Annotated in this window: 18 protein-coding genes; 9 read left to right on the forward strand and 9 right to left on the reverse strand. The window is 66.1% G+C overall.

Annotated elements, in window-relative coordinates; translation table 11 throughout:
- Positions 1-63: 63 nt before the first annotated feature.
- From JLK41_RS09825 to JLK41_RS09835, 3 genes are all read left to right on the forward strand, one after another.
- Positions 64-1,224, forward strand: coding sequence for a GGDEF domain-containing protein (locus JLK41_RS09825; RefSeq protein WP_210390923.1), 1,161 nt, complete (start codon positions 64-66; stop codon positions 1,222-1,224).
- A gap of 122 nt (positions 1,225-1,346) precedes the next feature.
- A complete protein-coding gene (locus JLK41_RS09830) occupies positions 1,347-1,778 on the forward strand; it encodes a MarR family transcriptional regulator (protein WP_037054223.1) in 432 nt (143 codons plus the stop codon).
- Positions 1,779-2,112: 334 nt separating this feature from the next.
- The gene (locus tag JLK41_RS09835) at positions 2,113-4,149 is read left to right on the forward strand and encodes a FimV/HubP family polar landmark protein (protein WP_210391210.1); all 2,037 of its coding nucleotides are present in this window, start codon (positions 2,113-2,115) and stop codon (positions 4,147-4,149) included.
- Positions 4,150-4,209: 60 nt separating this feature from the next.
- On the opposite strand, the gene JLK41_RS09840 is transcribed toward JLK41_RS09835, so the two are convergent.
- Positions 4,210-6,396 carry a patatin-like phospholipase family protein gene (locus tag JLK41_RS09840; protein WP_210390924.1) on the reverse strand — a complete coding sequence of 729 codons (2,187 nt, stop codon included), beginning with the start codon at positions 6,394-6,396 and terminating at the stop codon, positions 4,210-4,212.
- Between the two features lie 72 nt (positions 6,397-6,468).
- On the opposite strand from JLK41_RS09840, the gene JLK41_RS09845 reads away from it, so the two are divergent.
- Both JLK41_RS09845 and JLK41_RS09850 read left to right on the forward strand, forming a co-directional pair.
- Positions 6,469-6,753: an Rdx family protein gene (locus JLK41_RS09845; protein WP_134678199.1), complete on the forward strand. Its 285-nt coding sequence runs from the start codon at positions 6,469-6,471 to the stop codon at positions 6,751-6,753.
- A gap of 114 nt (positions 6,754-6,867) precedes the next feature.
- A complete protein-coding gene (locus JLK41_RS09850) occupies positions 6,868-7,368 on the forward strand; it encodes a hypothetical protein (protein WP_210390925.1) in 501 nt (166 codons plus the stop codon).
- 54 nt (positions 7,369-7,422) lie between these two features.
- Here the strand turns inward: JLK41_RS09850 and JLK41_RS09855 are convergent, their stop codons facing one another.
- The 3 genes from JLK41_RS09855 to JLK41_RS09865 form a co-directional block, all read right to left on the reverse strand.
- On the reverse strand, positions 7,423-8,274 hold the full coding sequence (locus JLK41_RS09855) for a DMT family transporter (RefSeq protein ID WP_210390926.1): 852 nt from the start codon (positions 8,272-8,274) through the stop codon (positions 7,423-7,425).
- Positions 8,271-8,606, reverse strand: a complete 336-nt coding sequence (locus JLK41_RS09860) for a tRNA-binding protein (RefSeq protein ID WP_150609202.1) — start codon at positions 8,604-8,606, stop codon at positions 8,271-8,273. Before JLK41_RS09860 ends, JLK41_RS09855 begins: the two co-directional genes overlap by 4 nt.
- Positions 8,607-8,692: 86 nt before the next feature.
- The gene (locus JLK41_RS09865; RefSeq protein ID WP_037054212.1) at positions 8,693-9,457 is read right to left on the reverse strand and encodes an AraC family transcriptional regulator; all 765 of its coding nucleotides are present in this window, start codon (positions 9,455-9,457) and stop codon (positions 8,693-8,695) included.
- Between the two features lie 134 nt (positions 9,458-9,591).
- On the opposite strand from JLK41_RS09865, the gene JLK41_RS09870 reads away from it, so the two are divergent.
- Both JLK41_RS09870 and JLK41_RS09875 read left to right on the forward strand, forming a co-directional pair.
- Positions 9,592-10,410, forward strand: coding sequence for a UDP-2,3-diacylglucosamine diphosphatase (locus JLK41_RS09870; protein WP_037054210.1), 819 nt, complete (start codon positions 9,592-9,594; stop codon positions 10,408-10,410).
- Positions 10,407-11,447 carry a glycosyltransferase family 4 protein gene (locus tag JLK41_RS09875; protein ID WP_037054208.1) on the forward strand — a complete coding sequence of 347 codons (1,041 nt, stop codon included), beginning with the start codon at positions 10,407-10,409 and terminating at the stop codon, positions 11,445-11,447. The genes JLK41_RS09870 and JLK41_RS09875 overlap by 4 nt, the downstream gene beginning before the upstream one ends.
- A gap of 55 nt (positions 11,448-11,502) precedes the next feature.
- On the opposite strand, the gene JLK41_RS09880 is transcribed toward JLK41_RS09875, so the two are convergent.
- The 3 genes from JLK41_RS09880 to JLK41_RS09890 all read right to left on the reverse strand — a co-directional run bounded on the left by JLK41_RS09880 (position 11,503) and on the right by JLK41_RS09890 (position 13,995).
- Positions 11,503-12,891 carry an adenylate/guanylate cyclase domain-containing protein gene (locus JLK41_RS09880; RefSeq protein ID WP_047584563.1) on the reverse strand — a complete coding sequence of 463 codons (1,389 nt, stop codon included), beginning with the start codon at positions 12,889-12,891 and terminating at the stop codon, positions 11,503-11,505.
- 159 nt (positions 12,892-13,050) lie between these two features.
- Entirely contained in the window at positions 13,051-13,638 is a 588-nt protein-coding gene (locus tag JLK41_RS09885) for an HD domain-containing protein (protein ID WP_210390927.1), read from the reverse strand.
- 39 nt (positions 13,639-13,677) lie between these two features.
- The gene (locus tag JLK41_RS09890; protein ID WP_037054201.1) at positions 13,678-13,995 is read right to left on the reverse strand and encodes an Mpo1-like protein; all 318 of its coding nucleotides are present in this window, start codon (positions 13,993-13,995) and stop codon (positions 13,678-13,680) included.
- Positions 13,996-14,128: 133 nt separating this feature from the next.
- Between JLK41_RS09890 and JLK41_RS09895 the strand changes: the two genes are divergently transcribed.
- Positions 14,129-15,142 (forward strand): AraC family transcriptional regulator, encoded by a 1,014-nt coding sequence (locus tag JLK41_RS09895; RefSeq protein WP_037054198.1) that lies wholly within the window; start codon positions 14,129-14,131, stop codon positions 15,140-15,142.
- A gap of 18 nt (positions 15,143-15,160) precedes the next feature.
- Here the strand turns inward: JLK41_RS09895 and JLK41_RS09900 are convergent, their stop codons facing one another.
- Entirely contained in the window at positions 15,161-16,615 is a 1,455-nt protein-coding gene (locus tag JLK41_RS09900; RefSeq protein WP_210390928.1) for a TrkH family potassium uptake protein, read from the reverse strand.
- A 3-nt stretch (positions 16,616-16,618) separates the two neighbouring features.
- Positions 16,619-18,073: a TrkH family potassium uptake protein gene (locus tag JLK41_RS09905; RefSeq protein WP_037054192.1), complete on the reverse strand. Its 1,455-nt coding sequence runs from the start codon at positions 18,071-18,073 to the stop codon at positions 16,619-16,621.
- 298 nt (positions 18,074-18,371) lie between these two features.
- Here JLK41_RS09905 and JLK41_RS09910 point away from each other — a divergent pair, with 298 nt between their 5' ends.
- Entirely contained in the window at positions 18,372-18,743 is a 372-nt protein-coding gene (locus JLK41_RS09910; protein ID WP_037054189.1) for a YkgJ family cysteine cluster protein, read from the forward strand.
- The last annotated feature ends 34 nt before the right edge of the window (positions 18,744-18,777 follow it).

Genomic DNA, 18,777 nt, shown 5'->3' on the forward strand with positions numbered 1-18,777 from the left:
TTCTGGCGGCATCACGATGACGCGGCTAAGGTGTGGAGCAGGCCGCCTGACGACGAGGTAGCAGTGCCCAACTTTCACGCCTGGCTCGATGAAGTCCGCCCGAGCCCCTACGCAGACCAGCTGAGCCTGGGGTTTCGTGGTCTGCGCTTCGCGCGCGCGCTGGAGCGTGAATACCGCGCCCACCTGCTCGACGACAGCTTCGAACTCAAGCGTTTCGCGCTGAGTGTCGCCATGGTCATCTGGCTGGCACTGGCGGTGCTGGACCTGCTGGTGGTGCCCGCGTCGCACCTCGCCTGGGTGCTCGGCGTGAGGTTCGTGGTGCTGGTCATCCTGCTGGTCTGTGCCGCGCTGATCCTGCAGCGTCGCCACACCCATCTGCTGCTGCCGTTGAGCATGGCGTGCATCCTCACCCTGGGCGTGGGGGCCGCGCTGATCGTCGGCATCGTCCATCAGGTCGATTCCGGCTATCCCTACGAGGGGCTGCTGCTGGTGAGCATGGCCGCCTATTTTCTGGTGGGATTGCGCCTGAGCGAGGCGCTCGCCTGTTCGCTGGTCGTGCTGACGGCCTACGTGGTGGCGGAACTGCTCGCCGGCTTGCCGGCGGCGAGGCTGATCAACAATGTGCTGTTCCTTGCGTTCGGCAATCTCACCGGCGCCGTCGGTTGCTACCTGCTGGAATACAAATCGCGCGAGCACTTTCTGGTCAGTCGCCTGATGCGTCTGCTCGCCTATCACGACAGCCTCACCGGCCTGCACAACCGGCGCAGCTTCAATCGCCAGTTCGAGCGCCTGTGGCGCCAGGCGCAACGTGACGGCAAGCCGCTGGCTCTGCTGCTGTGCGACATCGACCACTTCAAGGCCTACAACGACTGCTACGGCCACCAGGCCGGCGATGCGGCCCTGCAGCGCGTGGGCATGCTCATCGAGCAGGCTGCACGGCGCCCGCTGGACATGGGCGTGCGCCTGGGTGGCGAGGAGTTCGCCTTGCTGCTGTTCGACATCGCTGCCGACGAGGCCCGGCAGCGTGCCGAGGCCCTGCGCCAGTCGCTGGAAGCGGCGGCCATCGCCCATCGCGGCTCCGACAGCGCCGAGGTGCTGACCATGTCCATCGGCGTCGCGTGCCTGACTCCGGGCGTCCAGGCCGAACTGGAGCAACTCTACGAGCAGGCGGACCGTGCGCTCTACGAGGCCAAGGCGTTCGGGCGCAATCAGGTCGTAGCCTGAGTCAGAGGGCGTTGCCGTCGTATTCTGCAACGGACCGGCGAAATCCGCGCTTGCTCTGCGCCTCGGGTTATGGCTAGCTGGCTAATAATTAGTTTTTTACCTTTGTATGAGTTCGCTTGCCCATGTCTTACCCCGATCAACATCGCTTTGCCATGCAAGTCGCCCAACTGTCACGCGCGTGGCGCTCGGAACTGGATCGCCGCCTGGTCGGCCTGGGGCTGTCCCAGGCGCGCTGGCTGGTGCTGCTGCACCTGGCCCGCTTCACTGAAATGCCTACTCAGCGCGAGCTCGCGCAGAGCGTGGGCGTGGAGGGGCCAACCCTGGCGCGCCTGCTCGACAGCCTGGAAAGCCAGGAGCTGGTGACCCGCGTGGCGGTACCCGAGGACCGTCGCGCCAAGAAGATCGCGCTGCAACCCAAGGCGCAGCCGCTGATCGAGAAGATCGAAGCGATTTCCACCCAACTGCGCCACGAGGTCTTCGCCGGCATCGACGAAGACGACCTGCGGCGCTGCCAGCAGGTCCACGCGCGGGTGCTGGCCAACCTGGTGAAATGAGATCTGGTTGGCATTTTTCCGTCCACTCGGTCAAGCGCTTTTTGTGCCTTACTTTTGACTGAAGTTGGTTGATGGCACTGTGCTTTCGTCGGCAAACTGACGCCTAATCCGCTACTTTGTGAATTAGTAGCCATAATGCAATTCAGGACGGTCTGGACAGGGACTCTGTTGATCGTCCTTTGCGTTTTTCGAGGGCGCCAGCCTCCCGGTCAAGGGAAGCCCGGACAGGAAGTCGAGGAGGCGGCGTTCGAGCCTGGATAACCCTGGAGGTCACATGGCTCGGGTGCGTCAGTTGATGTTGGGTTTGGCGTCGGGTTCCGCTCTCTATTCGGGAATGGCACCGGCGCTTGGGTTGGGTGATATCACGCTGCATTCGGCGTTGAATCAGCCGTTGGAGGCCGAGATCGAGTTGCTCGAAGTCGGCGACCTGGGCGCGCAGGACGTACGCGTCGGCCTGGCGCCTGCCGAGGTATTCAGTCGCTCGGGTGTCGAGCGCCTGTACTTTCTCAACGACCTGCGCTTCACACCGCTGTTGCGCGGTTCGCGCAGCGTGATCCGGGTGGTGTCCAGTCGCCCGGTCCGTGAACCCTATCTGAACTTCATCGTCGAGGTGGCACGGCCCAACGGCCAGTTGCTGCGTGAATACACCGTGCTGCTCGATCCGCCGGGTTCCTCCGCCTATTCCTCGGTGGCAGCCTCCACTGCGGTGCCCGTTGCCCAGGCGCCTCGCCAGGCCGCACCGGCATCGTCGATACGTAGCGTGACGCCGCCGGCTGCCGTGGCGGGGCATCGTCATCAGGTGGTGCGCGGCGACAGCCTGTGGTCGATCGCGGCGCGTCTGCGCGAGGAAGGCAGCGGGCTGTCTCAGCAGGCGCTGATGGAAGGCATTCTTGCCCTCAATCCGGGGGCGTTCATCAGCGGCGACGCAGGCCTGCTGCAGGCCGGTGCCGACTTGCTGCTGCCCGATGCCGCGCGCGCTGCTGCGGCCAGCGCGCCGACTGCGCCCGTGGCGGAGCAAGCAGCGGAGCCCGTTGCCGAGAGCAGCCTCAGTGCCGAGGGGCCGGTGAGTGCGCCGCTGACCGCGCTGGAGCCGACGCCGGAGCAGGCGGACAGCCTGCAACTGCTGGCCGAGAAACAGCGCCAGGTCGATCTGGAACTGGCCAGCCAGGCCGCCGAGAACCTGCAACTGCAGCAGGGCCTGGCCGAGTTGCAGCTGCAGGTTCAGCAACTGCAGGACCAGCTGGCGGCGAAAGACGCGCAACTGGCCGAGCTCGCCGCCGAGCGCACGCCGCAAGCGCCTGTCGTGCAACCCGCAGCCGAGGTGCCGGCCGAGCCGCAGGCACCGGCCACGGAAACAGGTGGCTGGTTTTCCACGCTGCTCGCCGGTGGCGCAGGTCTGTTGCTGCTGCTCGGTGCGCTGTTCTGGGCCGCACGGCGTCGCGAGAGGGCCTCGCCGGTGGTGCAGGTTGCCGCCAAGGCGCAGCCTGTGACTCGCCCCAGGGTCGTCGAGGCCGCGCCTGTCGCCGCCGTGGCGCCGGCCGTCAGGGTGACGCCGGCCCCGGTCGTGCAGCGCCCGCAGGCACCGACCGATCCGCTGGAGGCGGCCAACGTCTACATCGCCTATGGCCGTCTCAGCGAGGCGCGCGGCGAGTTGAACAAGGCGCTGTTGCAGGAGCCGCAACGCAGTGACCTGCGCTTTCGCCTGCTGGAAGTCCTGGCGCAGCAGGGCGATGGCCAGGCCTTCGCCCGTGAAGAAGCGGTTCTGCGCGCCGAGGGCTTCGACGAGGCGCGTCTCGACGCCCTGCAAGCCAGGCATCCCAACCTGCGGACGGCGCAGCCCGAGCCGAGCGAGCCTGTCGTTCAGGCAGCGGCGCCAGCACCGGACGAGCCGGTCACCGAGCCCGACTTTCAGCTCAACCTCGATGATCTGTCCCTGGATGCCGACTGGGACCTGGTCAGCCCGTTCTCGACCACCGTCCAGGCCAAGCCCAAGGCAGCCGCCGAGCCTGAGCTCGACGCGTCGTTCTCCAGCAACCTGCAGGAGCTGCCGGAGGTCTTCGAGCTGCCGCACGAGGATGAGCAACTGAGCGCGTTTGGCGAGATGGAGATGGTCCTGCTCGACGACGAGGAACAGCTGGACGACAACTTCCTCGATGCGTTCGCCGGCGATGCCGATGCCACCGCCGCGCTGCAGGGGGATTTCGACCACCTGGCCGGCAACCCCGCGCACATGGCCAAGCTCAATCAGGCCCTGGCGTACATCAAGCAGGGCGATGTCGCCACCGCGTGTGACATCCTCAACGAGGTGATCGATCAGGGCGATGACGAGCAGAAGCGGGCCGCTCGCCAGTTGCTGGCGGAAATCGCCTGAGCCCGTTCACCGTGCTAGCCGACCAGGCCGCGCTCATGCGCGGCCTGGTCGTTACTGGCGTCAGAAACTCTTGCCGAGGTTGAGGTACAGCGCTTTCTCGCGCTCGTCGTTGAAGCCGTAGCTGAAGTTCAGCGGCCCCAGGGGCGTGTCCAGGCCGAGGAAGACACTGGCGGCGTTGATGTAGCCGCTGTCGAAGGCATTGTCGTTGTTCCAGGCGCGGCCCCGTTCCAGCGAGAAGCCCAGGTAGAGCGGCAGGTCCAGGGGCAGCAGCGAACTCTGCGTCAGGCGGCGGTAGTAGATCATGCGCGCCAGGGCCATGTTCTGCCCGCTCAGGGAGTCCTGGCGAAAGCCGGAGAGTTCCTGGGCACCACCGAGGATGAAGCCGGATGTCACCACCTCGGCTTCGTCCAGCGTGCGTCCGTAGCGACCCCCCAGGAGCCAGGTGTTGGGGCCGTGGGTCAGCGCCTTGTTCAGCTCCAGCTGCCACTGCCTGTACTCGTCGTCCGAGCCCAGGCCCTTGTCGTACTGGCGCAACAGCAGGCCGATGTCTTCGCCCTTGATCGGGAAGTCGAGGTTGTCCAGGGTGTCGAAGGAGTACTTCAGTTCGTAGTAGCCCTCGCTGAAGCTGAAGCTGGGCAGGTCACGCTCGCCCACGCGCACGTCGGCCTCGCCCCAGGCCTGGCCGATGCCGAAGCGGATCTCGCCATTGTTGGCGATCTGTCGGCCGAGATTGAGGCCGTAGCCATAGCGCTCCAGACGGTATTCGGCGATGGGGTCGTTATCCAGTATCGCCTCGACGTTCTGCGCCTCGCCGAACAGGTAGGGGGCGACGAAGTAGCGTGAGCCGGCGTCGAGCGGCTGGTAGAACTCGCTGTACAGCTCCTGGCGGTCACCCAGCTGCAGGCGGGTGAGCCATTCGGCACCGAGGGTGTTGATGCCGTTGACGCGGTAGCTGGCACCGATGTTGAAGGCGCTGTCGCCGCGCATGTCATCGGACAGGTTCAGCCCCAGGCGCAGGTAGTCGGTGCCGGTACGCCTGCCACGGGCATCGATCACCAGGGCGCTGCCGCGCTGGTCCAGCGCCTCCACGCGGTACTGCACGCGCTCGAAGTAGTCCAGGCCGTACAGCGTCCCCATGTCCTTCTGCAGACGCTCCACGTCGAGGGGTTCGCCCAGGGGCTGACGGATGTGGCTGCGGATGACCTCGTCGCCGACCTTGGAATCGTTCTCCACGTGGATTTCACGGATCACCGGGTTGCGCTGCTCGAGCGAGCGCGCCATGGCCAGTGCCGGGCTGCCGGCGCTGCTGGTGCGCAGGCGGGCGAGGCTTTCGGCCTTGATCTGCGTGGCGCGATAGCCGGCGAGGATCATCTGCTCGCCGCGATTGAAATCGGCTACCCCGAAGCCGGCCAGCGCCGGCTGGATCAGCACGTCGTCATCGACCAGGGTGGCCAGCTGTTCTTCGGAGTTCCTGCGCATCATCAGGTTGATCGACTGGTTCATCACATCGACCACGGTATGCAGTTCGTCGGCCGGCTTCAGCGGCATGCCGAGGTCGACCACGATGACATGGTCCACCCCCATCTGCCGCGCCACGTCGATCGGTACGTTGTTGAGCATGCCGCCATCGACCAGCAGGCGGCCGTCGACTTCCGTCGGCGCGAACACGGCAGGAATCGACATACTGGCGCGCATGACCTGCGGCAGGTGACCGCTGCGCATGACCACCTGCTCGCCGCTGACCACGTCGGTGGCCACGGCCCGGTAGGGAATCGGCAGTTTGTCGAAGTCGCGGGTGGCGCTGCGGTGCACCAGCAGGCTTTCCAGCAGCAGCGCCAGGTTCTGCCCCTGGATCACGCCCAGCGGCAGGCCGAGGCTGCCGTCGTCGCGGAAGCTGAGCTTCTGCTTGATCAGGAAGTCGCGGTCATCCTGCTTGCGGCGAAAGGGGATGTCCTCGCGTGGCGGCGAATCGGACAGCGCCTGCTGCCAATCCAGCTCCAGGGCCAGGCGTTCCAGCTCTTCCACCGAATAGCCGGCGGCGTACAGCCCGCCGACGATGGCGCCCATGCTGGTGCCGGCGATGGCGTCGATGCGGATGCCTTGCTCCTCGAGCGCCTTGAGCACGCCGATGTGCGCCAGGCCTCGAGCCGCGCCACCGGAGAGCACCAGGCCGACGCGTTCGGCGGCGTGGCTGGGCAGGCCGTGAAGGGCGAGGAGACAGAACAGCGAGCAGAGCAGGCGGCGCATGACAGATACCGGGCGAGACGTATTCGAGGGCCGCTATTATAGGCACCGTCCGTCCAGTCCCAGAGCCTCTCCATGTCCGATAACAAGCCAGAAGTCATCATCACCTACTGCACCCAGTGCCAATGGCTGCTGCGCGCCGCCTGGCTGGCCCAGGAACTGCTCAGCACCTTTTCCGACGAGCTGGGACGAGTCAGCCTGGAGCCGGGCACGGGAGGGGTGTTCCGCATCCTGTGCGATGGCCAGCAGGTCTGGGAGCGCAAGGCCGACGGCGGTTTTCCCGAAGCCAAGGAGCTCAAGCGGCGGGTGCGCGACCTGATCGACCCGGCGCGTGACCTGGGCCACAACGACCGTCCCTGAGAGCCGTGTATCAGGAGTTTTACCCCCTCTTTACACAGGGCTTACCCCGCTGCCACGGCGGCGCGCGAATAATTTGCCTCGGGCCGATCAGGCCGTCACGTGAAGAGGTGAAACATGTCGCTGCAACGTTCAATGATCCTGGCCTTGATGACTCTGGCGCTGTCTACCCAGGCCCTGGCCGGTCCGCCCGGGCCTGGAGGTCCGGGTGGCCCTGGCGGGCCGGGCTGGGGCAATGCGGGGCCCGGTCCGGGTGGTGGGCATCGCCACGGCCTGCCGGACGGCGCGCGTGAACTGTGGATCGGCAGCGCGCTGTATTTCGTCGCCGCTGGTACCTATTACCTGTGGAACGCCAATGCCCAGCGCTACGTCGTGGTCACGCCGCCACCTGCGGTGCAGGGCAACAGCGTCGCCAGCTATGAAGTGATCGCCTACCCGGCCAACGGCCAGAGCACCGAGCTGCAGGGCCGTGATCGCTACGAGTGCCACCGCTGGGCGGTGGGGCAGAGCGGTTTCGACCCCGCTACGGCGACCCGCCCGGTGGGGGCCGACTCCACCGAGCGTTACCGTCGCGCCCTGGGCGCCTGCCTGACGGGGCGCGGCTACAGCGTCAACTGAGCGGCTGACGTCCTTGGCGGGGTCGCTGCGCGCTGCAGCCTGATGCCGGCAGGCTCAGCGCGCCATCCGCGCCGAGACGAAGATGGCGCTGATGATCAGCAAGCCACCCGCGAGCATGCGCAGGGTGGGCTGTTCGCTGAACAGCCACCAGGCGAAGAGAATGCCGTAGACCGGCTCCAGGGCGAAGATCACCGCCGTGGTACGTGCCTTGAGCACACGCAGGCTGGCGACGAACAGGCTGTGCGCCAGGCCCGTGCAGAAGATCCCCAGCATCGCCAGCCAGAGCCAGTCCAGCGGGCGCAGGCTGGGCACCAGTGGGGCCGCGAGGGGCATGAACACGACGAGCACGGTGACGTTCTGGTACAGGGCCGCCTGTATCGGGTCGAGGCCATGCGTGCTGGCCCGATTGAGCAGCGACAGCAGGGCGAACAGCAGGCCCGACAGGATGGCCCAGAGCAAGCCCACGGTGGCATCGCTGCCCAGGCTGAACTCGGGAGTCACCAGGATCAGCCCCAGGCACACCAGGGCGACCATGAGGAATTCGATGGGGCGTGTGCGCTCGCGGAACAGGGTGCCTTCGAGCAGTACGGTGAACGCCGGGAAGCTGGCGAAGCCCAGGGTGGCGATGGCCACGCCGGAGATTTTCACCGCCTCGAAGAAGGCCAGCCAGTGGCTGCCGAGCAGCAGGCCGCCGAGCACTAGCCGGGCCAGTTGGGGCCAGCTGGGGCGAGACGAGTCGGTGCGGCGCCAGAGCAGGGTCGCGAGGCCGAGGGCAAGCACGGCGAAGAAGGCGCGACCGCCGGCAATCATCTCCGGTGTGGTCGCCGCCAGCTTGCCGAAGATGCCCGACAGGCCGAACAGCAGGGCGCCCAGGTGAATCGCCAGCAGGGCGTTACGTTCCTTCATGCCAGACGCGCACCGTTGTCGAGCGGCTTGTCGAAGCCGGCGAGTACCACGCGGTTTTCGCTGTCGTAGACGCCCGTGACCAGCACTTCGGAGCGCACGCCGGCGATACGCTTGGCGGCGAAGTTGCAGACGCACAGCACCTGGCGGCCGATCAGGCCCTCGCAGTCATAGTGCGCGGTGATCTGCGCGCTGGAGGTCCTGATGCCCAGCTCGCCAAGATCCACTTCCAGCACGTAGGCGGGTTTCAGCGCTTTTTCGTTGGGGCGGGCGCTGCGAATGGTGCCGACGCGCAGCTCCACTTTTTCGAAATCCTGCCATTCGATGGTTTGCATGGGGTACTCCTCGGTGATGCCGCGCAGTCTAGAGGGGCTGGCGATGGCTGTCTGTCGCGGGAGTGACGGCTTTTGTCGCGAGGCTCTCAGCCGTGGCGCAGGGCCTGGCGATCGCGCCGCAGTTGCCGTGGGGTCATGCCCAGGTGGCGGGACAGCGCGGCGGTGAATGCACTTTGCGAGGTGTAGCCGACGCGGGCGGCGATCTCGCCGACGGGCAGTTCGCTGTCGCGCAGCAGCTGTTCGGCCCGTTGCAGGCGCAACTGGCGAATGTGCTCCATGGGCGTGCGCCCGGTATCGGCGAGAAAGCGGGCATGGAAGCGGGCGACCGACAGGCCGGCCAGTCGGGCCAGGTCGGCAACCTGTAAGGGATGGGCGACATGCTGCTCGATATAGTGGTCGAGCGCCGACAGCGGCAAGCGTGCCGCTTCGCCGGCGGGCTGCTGGCACGCCAGGCTGCCGAGCAGCAGGGCGGCGCCCTGACCGGCGATCACCGCGTCGTTGATCGGGCCGTTGGCCAGCCAGTTGAGCAACTGGCCCTGGGTCGGGTCGAGCTGCAGGGCGCCGGGGCGTTCGAGCAGGCGCTGGATGTTGTCCGCGTGATGGCCGAGCTGCCGTGCGAGCCAGTCGTTGGCTGGCAGGTCCAGCACCAGGCACTGGCTGCCACGCGGGCTGCCGCAGGTATGGCGGGCCTCGGCCGGTACCACCGCCAGGTGATGACGCAGCACGCGGCTGCCCAGGCCCTCCACCTCGAACTGCAGCTCACCCGTCAGGCCGAACACCAGCTGGGCGTGGTCATGGCTGTGGCAGAGCACTTCATGGCTGTAGTGGCGCAGGGACAGGGCAGGGAGCATGGCGGTTCCTCGGTGAACGCAGGAGTGTAACGCCTTGGGGTGACGGCGTGCTGCGTCATCGAACGGTCTTTTTCCCGTCACAATCCTTTCACCGCCACGCCTCAAGCTCGTCTAAACCCAGCCGGAGGCAGCCCATGACCAGCGCCCAGCTCGCCAAGCCCACCCGCAAGCAACGTGTCCGCACCCTGTGGATCTCCGACGTGCATCTCGGCACTCGCGACTGTCAGGCCGAGCACCTGGCGGCCTTCCTCAAGCGCTATCACGCCGACCGCATCTACCTGGTGGGCGACATCATCGACGGCTGGAAGCTGCGTGGCGGTATCTACTGGCCGCAGGCGCACACCAACGTCATTCGCCGCCTGCTGACCATGAGCAAGCGGGGCACCGAGGTGATCTACGTCACCGGCAACCACGACGAGTTCCTGCGCCGCTATTCGAGCCTGCTGCTGGGCAACATCCAACTGGTGGACGAGGCCGTGCACGTCACCGCCGATGGCCGCCAGCTGCTGGTCATTCATGGCGATCAGTTCGACGTGATCACCCGCTACCACCGCTGGCTGGCGTTTCTCGGCGACTCGGCCTACGAATTCACCCTGACCCTCAACCGCTGGCTGAACCACTGGCGCAGCCGCTGGGGCTACGGCTACTGGTCGCTGTCGGCGTACCTCAAGCACAAGGTCAAGACGGCGGTGAACTTCATCAGCGACTTCGAGGAAGCCATCGCACACGAGTGCGTCAAGCGTGGCCTGCAGGGCGTCGTCTGCGGCCATATCCACCACGCCGAGATCCGCCAGGTGAGTGGTGTCGAGTACATGAACTGCGGTGACTGGGTGGAGTCCTGCACGGCACTGATCGAGCACTGGGACGGGCAGATCGAGCTCTACCGCCTGGCCGAGGCGCAGGCGCGCGAAGCCAGCGACGCGCAGGCCGTGGCGCTCGAGACCAGTGCATGAGAATACTGATCGTCTCCGATGCCTGGGCGCCCCAGGTCAATGGCGTGGTCACCAGCCTGGCGGCGCTGATCAGCGAGCTGCGCGGCCTCGGTCATCAGGTCAAGCTGCTGTCGCCCGCTGACTTCCGCTCCGTGCCGTGCCCGACCTACCCGGAGATTCCGCTGGTGTGGAATCTCTGGAGGGTCGGCGCGCTGATTCGCGACTTTCGCCCCGACTGCGTGCACCTGGCGACCGAAGGGCCGCTGGGCTGGGCGGCGCGGCGCTGGCTGGTCAAGCGTGGTCTGGCCTTCTCCACGGCGATCCACACGCGCTTCCCCGAGTATGTCAGCACCCGCTGGCCCTGGATCGCGCCGCGCTGGGGCTATGCCCTGCTGCGCGCCTTCCATCGCCCGAGCCAGGCGGTGCTGGTGACCACCGAACGCCTGCGCGAAGAGTTCGCCGGGTGGGACCTGCAGCGCCTGCAACTGTGGCGCAAGGGCGTGGACACCGGCCTGTTCAGCCCGAACGGGACGCGCCAGCCGAAGGCGCAGCCGGTGTTTCTCTACGTGGGGCGTATCGCGCCGGAAAAGAACCTGCAGGCGTTTCTCGACCTGGCGCTGCCCGGCGAGAAGCGTGTGGTAGGCGATGGCCCGCAGCGTGAAGCGCTGCAGCTGCGCTACCCGCAGGTGAGCTTTCTCGGCTATCGCCGTGGCCAGGCGCTGGCCGAGGCTTATCAGGACGCCTCGGTGCTGGTCTTCCCTTCGCGCACCGATACCTATGGCCTGGTGATGCTGGAGGCACTGGCCTGTGGCACGCCGGTTGCCGCGTTCCCCGTCGCAGGGCCGCTGGACGTGTTGCAGCAGGGGCTCAGTGGTGTGATGGACGAGGACCTGGGAGCGGCCTGCCTGGCGGCCCTGGAACTGGATCGCGGGCGTTGCGCCGAGCTGGCGGCGGCACAGTCCTGGCGCGCCTCGGCGCTGGAATTCCTGGCGCTGCAGCCGCTGATCGACGGTGAGCCGGTGGTGCTGGACGAGGCCCTGGCGGATACCGCGCTGTAGGCACTGTCCTGGCTACGCCGGGGGCCGGGCAGCGCAGCTGCCCGGAGGGTTCACCTCAGAGAATGACCTTGTCGCGCAGTTTCTCGGCCGCCTGGTTGAGCGCCTGGATCACGCGTTCCTTGTCGAAGTTCTGGATGCCGTTGGTGTCGAGGTACATGGAGAAGCCCGGCAGCTCGTGCTCGACGTAGCTGGAGGTGGCGCCCAGGTCGCGACGAAAATCCACCACCTGGTAGATCTGTACCGGACGGGTGAAGCCCTTGACCGTGATCTGGCCCTTGTCGCGGCACATGATCACGTCCTTGACCAGCGAGTAGGTCTCGTGGGAGATGAGGATCTCGCCGGATTCCGCCGCGCTTTCCAGGCGGCTGGCGAGGTTCACGTCGCGGCCGATGATGGTGTAGTCCATGCGCGTGTCGGCGCCGAAGTTGCCTACCGTGCAGTAGCCGGTGTTGAGGCCCATGCGGATTTCCAGCGGCTTGGTGATGCCCTGGGCACGCCATTGCTGGCGCAGCACCTTCATGTGCTTGCGCATGGCGATGGCCATGGAAACCGCCGCTACCGCATCCTTCTTGGCGCCGTTGCTGCTGGGGTCGCCGAAGAACACCATGACGCAGTCGCCGATGAACTTGTCGATGGTGCCGCCGTACTTCAGGCAGATCTTCGACATCTCGTTGAGGTAGGTGTTGAGCAGGTCGGTCAGCGCTTCGGCTTCCAGCTCTTCGGAGAGCTCGGTGAAACCCTTGATGTCGGAGAAGAACACGGTGAGTTTCTTGCGCTGGGTCTCCAGGCGCACGGTCTTCTTGCCGGTGAAGATCGACTCCCACACCTGCGGGGACAGGTACTTGGCCAGGTTGCGGGCCAGGCGTGCGGCCTTTTCCTGCTCGCGCTTGATCTCGCTGCGCACCTGCGCCAGGCGCAACCCCTGCTGGTTGACGAAGTACGCCGTGATGCAGATGTAGAAGGTGGCGAAGAGAATGCTGACCAGGGCCACGGGAGTCGGCGTGCTGGTATTGGGGTGGATCTCCACCAGCGCCGCACACAGCGCCATGCCGCTGCCGGCGACCAGCAGCGCCAGCCCCAGATAGCGCAGGCCGCCGATGACCAGGGCGCTGAAGCACAGGGTCAGCATGAACATCAGGCTGGGTACCGTGGAGAACCCGAGCAGCACGCAGGCCGCGCCGGCGTGGATGGCATCGAGGAACAGCAGGGTGAGGTCGGTCTGTTGCGGGTAGTCGCGCTTGAAGCGGCGGCTGAGGTTGTGCGCCAGGTGCGGGTAGAGCAGCGCGTAGGGCACCATCCAGAGGACGTCGTAGGTGAAATGCCCGACGTAGGTTCCGGCGGCGATGGCCGCGGCCGTGGCTATATAGGCCAGCACGCGCGAATAGTATTCGCGCAACGGCGGCGTCGGCAGCCCGTTGGCACGGCTGAGGGTGACTGACTTCATCTGCTGGAACTGTCCCTGCTGGAATTCTGGCGTCTCTGCTGGACGCCTGGCTGGTCTGCAAGACCTGAGCCAGAGGCTCTACAGGGCAGGGATCATAACCAAGGGTACGGCGGCCAGCCAAGCATGACCGCCGAACGGTGGCGTAACAGTGGCCGGCGGTCAGGCGTTCGCGTCGTCCATGGCCGCCAGGTAGATGGAGTTCTTCGGCCTGGCGAAGACCCGCTGCAGCATGGGTTCGAAGTAGCCCAGGGGCAGGCTTTCGTAGTCCGGATCGAAGGCGGCGGCATCGTAGCGGGCGCAGAACTCGATGGTCGCCTGGTACTGCGGGTGGTCCTTGAACTGCTCGCGCAGGTGACGATCCATGCCCAGGTGATGGAAGAAGTAGTAGCCCTGGAAGATCCCGTGCTTCTCCACCATCCAGTGGTTCTCGGCGCTGACGAAGGGCTTGAGGATCGCCGCCGCGATATCCGGGTGGTTGTAGCTGCCGAGGGTATCGCCAATGTCGTGGAGCAGGGCGCAGACCACGTATTCCTCGTCACGCCCGTCGCGGTGCGCGCGGGTGGCGGTCTGCAGCGAGTGGGTCAGGCGGTCGACGGGGAAACCGCCGAAGTCGCCATCGAGCAGGCGCAGGTGGTCGAGAATGCGCGCAGGCAACTGGGCGGCATAGGCGGCGAAATCCTGGGCGATGATGGCCCAGTCCTCGGCCTGGCCGTCTTCCATGTGGGTGAAGCGGGCTCGGCTATTCATGGTCGTTCTCGTTCTTGTTGTTCTGGATTGGCGCCGGGGTCAGAAGCGAATCCGCCCGGTGAAGGCGTCCTTCAGCATCACCCAGTCGCCCATCAGGCTGTAGAGCGGGTACTGGAAGGTGGCGGGGCGGTTCTTCTCGAAGACGAAGTGGCCGACCCAGGCGAAGCCATAGCCGGCCAGCGGCATGGCCAGCAGCCACAGCCATTGCTGGGTGGCCAGGGCGTAGGCGAGGATCGTCAGCACCAGCAGGCTGCCGACATAGTGCAGGCGACGGCACACCGGGTTGCTGTGTTCCTGCAGGTAGTAGGGGTAGAACGCGGCGAAGCTCTGGAAGCGTTCGGTGGTCTGGGCGGTCATGGCGCACCTCCTGTTATTGTCAGTGTCAGTCTAGAGCGGCTGTCTCCATGGGCCACTGACTTAAGGTGCCAGTCTAGTATCCTTGGGCCGCCAACTCTGACCTTGCTGGCCTGATCTACATAAGAACAAGACGATGAGTGAAAGAACCACATCTTCCAACTGGGCCTTGGCCATCGTGCAGGCGCTGGAGCTGGGCGGTGTCGACTGTGCCGGGCTGTTCGCCGAACTGGGCATGGACTACGCCGCGCTGAACGACCCGGATGCGCGCTTTCCGCAGGATGGCATGACCCGCCTGTGGCAGCGCGCCGTGGCCCTGTCCGGCAACCCGGCGATCGGTCTGAACATGGCGCAGGTGGTGCGTCCTGCGTCCTTCCATGTGGTGGGTTACGCGCTGATGTCCAGCCGCAACCTGCGCGACGGCTTCACCCGGCTGGTGCGCTACCAGCGCATCATCGGCGAAGGGGCCGACCTGAATTTCCTGGCGCAGCCCGACGGTTACGCACTGACCCTGGCCATCCATGGCGACCGCCTGCCGCCGGCGCGACAGAGCGCCGAGGCTTCGCTGGCCTACTGCCTGGCATTCTGTCGCTGGATGACCGGCAAGCTCATCCGCCCGCGTGAAATCCGCCTGCAAGGCCCTGCGCCTGCCGACCTGGCGCCCTACCAGCAGGTGTTCCAGGCGCCGCTGCGCTTCAATGCCGAGCACTACGGGCTGATCTTCGAGCGCGCCGACCTGGAGGCCCCGCTGCCCAGCGCCAACGAGGCCCTGGCGCAGTTGCACGACCGCTTTGCCGGGGAGTACCTGGCGCGCTTCTGCAGCAGCCGGGTGACCCATCAGGCGCGCCAGGTGCTGTGCCGCCTCTTGCCGCAGGGGGAGCCGCGACGCGAGGTGGTGGCGCAGGCGCTGCACCTGTCGCAGCGCACCTTGCAGCGACGGCTGCAGGAGGAGGGCACCAGCTACCAGCAGTTGCTCGACGACACCCGCCGCGAGCTGGCCGAGCAGTACCTGGGGCAGGTCGACCTGACGTTGCTGGAAGTCGCCTATCTGCTCGGCTTTGCCGACCCCAGCAACTTCTTCAGGGCGTTTCGCCGCTGGTTCGGCGAGACGCCGGGGGAATACCGCAGCCGGCGTGTGCCCGGCCAGTGACAGGGGCGCGCTGCCGTCTCAGTGGCGCCAGAAGGCGGGGAACAGCAGCACCAGCACGGTGAGGATCTCCAGGCGCCCGAGGAGCATGCCCAGGGTCAGCAGCCACTTGGCCAGGTCGGGTATGCCGGCGTAGTTGCCTGCCGGGCCGACCATCTCGCCCATCCCCGGGCCCACCCCGGAGACCATGGCGGCGGCGCCGGTGAGCGAGGTGATCCAGTCCACCCCGCACATGGCCACGGCCAGCGCCAGCGTCGCGATGGTGATGGTGTAGAAGAAGGCGAAGGCGAGGATCGAGCGAACGATGTCCTCGTCCAGGCGGTGGCGGTTGTACTGCTGCTTGATCACCGCGCGCGGGTGGATCAGCTGCTTGAGGTTGGCCTTGAGCAGGATGTAGGCCACCTGGAAACGGAACACCTTGAGACCGCCGGCGGTCGAGCCGGAACAGCCGCCGACGAAGCCCAGGTAGAAAAAGATCATGCTGGCGAAGGGGCCCCACAGGTGGTAGTCGCCGACGGCGAAGCCGGTGGTGGTCATGATCGAGGTGATGTTCACCGCCACCAGGCGCAGGGCATCGAGCCAGTAGAGGTCGGTGGTCATCCATTTCCAGCAGGCCAGCACCAGCCAGCTGCCCAGCAGCAGGAGCAGGAAGCCGTGCACCTGGGCATCCCGCAGCAGGGGCCGGTAATTGCCGCGCATCGCCGTGACGTAGAGGACGAAGGGCAGGCTGCCGAGAATCATCACCAGCACCGCGACCCAGTGGATGGCGGGCTGCTGCCATTTGCCCAGCGACGAGTCGGAGGTGGAGAAACCGCCGGTGGCGATGGCCGACATGGCGTGGTTGATCGAATCGAACAGGCCCATCCCGGCCAGCCAGAAGGCCAGTACGGCGATGGCGCTGAGGCCGACGTAGGCCAGCACCATGTATTTGGCGACCATGTGCGAGCGCGGCATGACCTTCTCCGAGCGGTCCGAGGACTCGGTCTGGAACAGGCGCATGCCACCGATGCGCAGCATCGGCAGGATCGCCACGGCCATGGCGATGAAGCCGATACCGCCGAGCCAGTGCAGCAGCGAGCGCCAGATCAGCGTGCCCGGCGACATGTCGTCCAGGCCGCTGAAGACTGTCGCGCCGGTGGCGGTGATGCCGGACATGCTCTCGAAGTAGGCGTCGGTGATGCTCGCGCGCTCGGCGAAGATGAACGGCAAGGCGGCGAAGATCGACACCATCACCCAGCTCGAAACCGTCAGCATGTACATGTCGCGCGGGCGCAGCTGGGTCTGCTGCGGTCGGCCCTGGGCGATCATGACGATGCTGGTCAGGGCCGTGATCAGGCTGGACCAGAGGAAGGCATTGATGCCCTGTGGCTGTTCGAAGATCAGCAGGGTGATCACCGGCACCAGCATGCTCAGCGCCAGGGTGATGAGGAAAATGCCGTTGATGAAGGCGAGAATGCGCAGGCTGGACAGAGGCATCGATCAGTGTTTCCAGAAGCTGCGGGTGACCAGCACCAGGACGGTAAGGATTTCCAGGCGGCCCAGCAGCATGCCGATGGACAGCAGCCATTTGGCCGAGTCGGGCAGGCTGGCGAAGTTGCCGGCCGGGCCGATGATCGGGCCGAGGCCCGGCCCGACGTTGCACACCGCGGTGGCGGCGCCGGTCAGGGCGGTGACCCAGTCCAGGCCGGTCAGGGTCAGTGCCAGGGCGAGGACGCCGATGGTGATGGTGAAGAAGAAGGAGAAGGTGATCAGCGAGCGCACGATCTCCTCGTCCAGGTTGTGGTTGTTGTACTGCTGCTTGATCACCGCCCGTGGGTGCACCAGTTGCATCAGGTTGGCCTTGAGCAGCACGTAGGCGACCTGGAAGCGGAAGATCTTCAGGCCGCCGGAGGTCGAGCCGGAGCAGCCGCCCATGAAGGTCAGGTAGAAGAACAGCAGGACCGCGAAGCTGCCCCAGGTGGTGTAGTCGCCGAGGGCAAAGCCGGTGGTGGTGACCACCGAGGTGACGTTCACCGCGACGATGCGAATGGCGTCCAGCCAGGCGTATTCCGAGTTGATCCACAGCCAGGTGCCGAACACCAGCCAGGTCAGCAGCAGGAAACCGATGAAGCCGCGCACCTGATGATCCTTGAACAAGGCCTGGCGGTTGCCCCGGACGAAGGCGACGTAGAGCATGAAGGGCATGCCGCCGAGCAGCATCAGGACGACGGCCGTCCAGTGCACGGCCGGTTGTGGCCAGTTGGCCAGCGACGAGTCCGAGGTGGAGTAGCCACCGGTGGAAATCGAGGTCATGGCATGGTTGACCGCGTCGAACAGGTTCATGCCGGCAGCCCAGTAGGCCAGAATGCCCAGCAGGGTGAGGGCCACGTAAACCAGCAGCAGGTACTTGGCGGCCACGTGCGAGCGCGGCATCACCTTCTCGCCCCAGTCCGACGATTCGGTCTGGAACAGGCGCATGCCGCCCACGCGCAGCAGCGGCAGGATCGCCACTGCCATGCCGATGAAGCCGATGCCGCCGAGCCACTGCAGCATGGAGCGCCAGATGAGGATGCCCGGCGACAGGTGATCCAGCCCCGTCAGCACCGTGGAACCGGTGGTGGTGATACCCGACATGGTCTCGAAAACCGCGTCGGTGTAGCTGATGTGCGCGATCAGCATCATGGGCAGCGCGGCGAAGCTGCACACCACGCTCCAACTGCCCGTGGTGAGCAGGTACATGTCGCGTGGGCGCAGCTGGGCATTCTGCGGACGTCCGGGGATGACCAGCGCCAGGCCGGCAATCAGGGTGATCAGGCTGGACCAGAGGAAGGCGTTGAGGTCTTCGGGGTGCTCGAAGATCAGCAGGGTCAGCATGGGGATGGCCATGCTCACCGCCAGGGTAATCAGGAATATGCCGATGATGAATCCGATGATGCGCAGCGTCGGCAAGGCCATGTAGGGGGCTCTGGCGGTTGGAAATGCGCCATTCTACCCACCGACGGGCGGCTGTAAACCGCTGCAACCCGGCTGGGTGAAAACCAGGCGGGCGTGGCGCTGGCAGGCGAGAACGCGCTTTGCGGGCAGTGTAAGCGAGCCTCTCCAGCGTGCTCGCGCATGCGCCTCTCAGCGCCCGGCCATGGCCGCTTGCAGCGCTTTTCTCGCGAGCCGGGGGAGGGGGCTTTACAAGCGCATGGCCGCGCATAGAATAGCCGTCCGTTGCCGGCGTCCGTCGGTTTCCGAGTCCTTCCCCAAAATGTCCGAAGCTAATCCCTGCCTCACGTGCGGCGCCTGCTGCGCGTTCTTTCGTGTGTCCTTCTTCTGGGGCGAATGCCAATCCGCTGGCGGCAGCGTCCCCGATGAACAGGTGATCCAGATCAGCCCTCACTATGTCGCGATGCGTGGCACCGAGAGCAAGCCGGCACGTTGTGTCCAGCTGCTCGGCGATGTCGGCGGCGGCGTGCGCTGCACCCTGTACGAGCAGCGTTCGAGCAGTTGCCGCGACTTCCAGGCCTCCTGGGAGAACGGCGTGCACAACCCGCGTTGTGACGAGGCCCGCAAGGCACATGGACTGCCGCCGTTGACGCCACCGGTGAAACCGGTGATATCGCCCGACCGGGTCGCCTGACCGTCGCCTCCAGCAGCGCCGGTGCCGCATTGCC

It is taken from the genome of Ectopseudomonas khazarica (assembly GCF_017915135.1).
In the GTDB taxonomy this organism is placed as follows: domain Bacteria; phylum Pseudomonadota; class Gammaproteobacteria; order Pseudomonadales; family Pseudomonadaceae; genus Aquipseudomonas; species Aquipseudomonas khazarica.